Annotated in this window: 2 protein-coding genes and 1 pseudogene; 1 reads left to right on the top strand and 2 read right to left on the bottom strand. The window is 37.6% G+C overall.

Translation table 11 applies throughout. The annotated features are described in order from the left end of the window. The first annotated feature begins 157 nt into the window (after positions 1-157). The gene (locus tag M901_RS15815) at positions 158-559 is read left to right on the top strand and encodes a response regulator (RefSeq protein WP_021279227.1); all 402 of its coding nucleotides are present in this window, start codon (positions 158-160) and stop codon (positions 557-559) included. Between the two features lie 40 nt (positions 560-599). Here the strand turns inward: M901_RS15815 and ahpF are convergent, their stop codons facing one another. Together ahpF and M901_RS17215 are read right to left on the bottom strand one after the other, a co-directional pair. Beyond that, on the bottom strand, positions 600-2,153 hold the full coding sequence (gene ahpF / locus M901_RS15810) for an alkyl hydroperoxide reductase subunit F (protein ID WP_034722708.1): 1,554 nt from the start codon (positions 2,151-2,153) through the stop codon (positions 600-602). Between the two features lie 59 nt (positions 2,154-2,212). Further along, a pseudogene (locus M901_RS17215) lies at positions 2,213-2,307 on the bottom strand (peroxiredoxin); the annotation flags it as partial.

The following is a 2,307-nucleotide window of genomic DNA, read 5'->3' as shown; positions in this document are numbered from 1 at the left end:
ATAAACTCTTTAATCTACAAAAATCCTTTATTCAGGCTAGCTAAGTTTGGAATTATTCATTCTATACTCTTAATTTAAACAGTGTTCATTTAGAGAGCAAAAAACTCTGGTCAAAATTCTATTAAAGTTTTTAGCGAAAATTGCCTATCATATTATTATGAATATTTTTAAGAGATACATTCTAATCATTGAAGATGAAAAGGACATTGCGGAATTCATCGCTGACGAGTTTCAAGAAGAAGGTTTTCAAGTTGTCATGGCCGACAATCTTAAGGATGCTCTCTTTAAATCAAATAACCAACAATTCGAACTCATCCTTTCAGATATTCAGCTTAAATCAGGAAGTGGTGAAGATCTTATCAAGCATATTAAAACCAATTCAAAGCACATTAATTATAAAACACCTATTGTCGTTACAAGTGCATGGTTAACAAAGAATCTTATTCATCAGGTTGGTCAGGGAATTGCCTACGCCTTTGTAAAGCCATTTGAAATAAAGCAAGTGATGGAAAAATGCCTCGAACTTGTGAAATCAAATGAAGAAATTGAATCGATTTAAATCTCCCCTAATAACTTAGAGGAGATCATAAACCTATAGACTAAGAAATCATTAAATCTTCAAAAGCTGAGAGACCGGCCTTAGCACCTTCTCCCATTGCAATAATGATCTGCTTATATGGAACTGTTGTCACATCTCCTGCAGCGTAAACACCTTTCACATTAGTGCGGCACTTCTCTGAAATAACAATTTCACCAAACTTATTCTTTTCGACAAAATCACCTAGAAAAGCACTATTTGGGACGAGTCCAATCTGTACAAAGATTCCATCAAGATCAAGCATTTTCATCTCACCACTTTGTCGATCTTCATACTCAAGTCCGATGACTTTATCACCATTACCAATAACTTTGTCAGTTCGAGCATTTCTAATAATTGTGACGTTTTCAAACGACTCCAACTTTTTGACGAGAACTTCATCTGCCCTTAACTCTTCTCCAAACTCTAAGAGTGTAATGCTCTTTACAATTCCGGCCAAATCGATCGCTGCTTCAACTCCAGAGTTTCCTCCTCCAATGACACTAATATCTTTTCCCTTGAACATAGGGCCATCACAGTGGGGGCAGTAGGCAACACCTCGGCCAATATAGTCTTTCTCCCCTTCAACACCAAGTTCTCTCCATTTTGCACCTGTTGCAATAATCAAAGACTTTGTTTTAATGAATTCTCCACTATTGAGAAAGAGAGTTTTTACCTCACCATTTTCGATATTCTCTACCCTTCTGTGCTCAAGAGTTTTAATATCGTATTCATTCATGTGCCTATTAAGTGCCTGAGAAAGCTCCGGTCCCTCAGTGTAGGGAACAGATATGAGATTTTCAATTCCCTTCGTATCTTGTACCTGACCTCCTACTCGATCAGTAATGACTACAGTCTGAAGTCCTTTTCTTGCCGTATAAATTGCCGATGAAACCCCCGCAGGTCCTCCACCAATAACGACAACATCAACTTCTCCTAAATCCTTCTTTGCAGAAGTCTCTTCACTTAACTCTTCCTTACCAAAGCGAGCTTCCAGCTTCTCCAGTAAATCAACTAAGCTTGCTTTTCCTGAGTGTACAAGTGTTTCACCGTCGATGACACTTGGTACCCCCTGTATTTTTAATTTCTCAATTTCTTCTTGTGCAAACTCTCCATCAACCATCTCATGGCCGAAATCGCTCTTTAAGATGGCCATTAGATTCAAGGCCTGTACGACATCAGGACAATTTTCACAAGAAAGAGAAATATAAGTTTTAAGATTTATTTCACCCTTTAGTGCCTTAATGCGATTTAGAATCATATCATCAGGAAGTTTTCCCTTAAGATCACTATTTAAAATGGCAAGAACAAGAGAGCTAAACTCATGTCCTCCAGGTATCCCAGCAAATGAAATACCATTTAACTCTCCATTTACCTTCAACGCAAATCTCGGGTAATCTGATTTCGCTGAGCTGACTTGTGTTGAGATTTTATCAGAAGTTGATGCTACACCTTCAAGTAGATCAATTAACTCTGCTTGCTTGGCGTGAGTAGACTCATCATAAATAAGTTCAACTTGGCTTTCTAGCGAAGAATATACACTTTTTAATTGTTCTATAATTTGATTATCTAGCATCTTATGCTCCTTACTCTTAAAAAAAGAGGCCTGCAAGCAGGCCTCAAATATACTTCTTTCTAGATTTTACCTACAAGATCTAGTCCAGGTTTTAGTGTTTCACTTCCTGGTTTCCACTTCGCTGGACAAACTTCATTTGGATTCTCAGCGATAA

It is taken from the genome of Bacteriovorax sp. DB6_IX (assembly GCF_000447775.1).
In the GTDB taxonomy this organism is placed as follows: domain Bacteria; phylum Bdellovibrionota; class Bacteriovoracia; order Bacteriovoracales; family Bacteriovoracaceae; genus Halobacteriovorax_A.
This window is presented reverse-complemented; position numbering and strand designations above follow the sequence as displayed.

Excerpts from the sequence above, each read along its gene's own strand:
- M901_RS15815 (WP_021279227.1), top strand. The coding sequence starts at position 158 with ATGAATATTTTTAAGAGATACATTCTAATCATTGAAGATGAAAAGGAC.
- ahpF (WP_034722708.1), bottom strand. The coding sequence starts at position 2,153 with ATGCTAGATAATCAAATTATAGAACAATTAAAAAGTGTATATTCTTCG.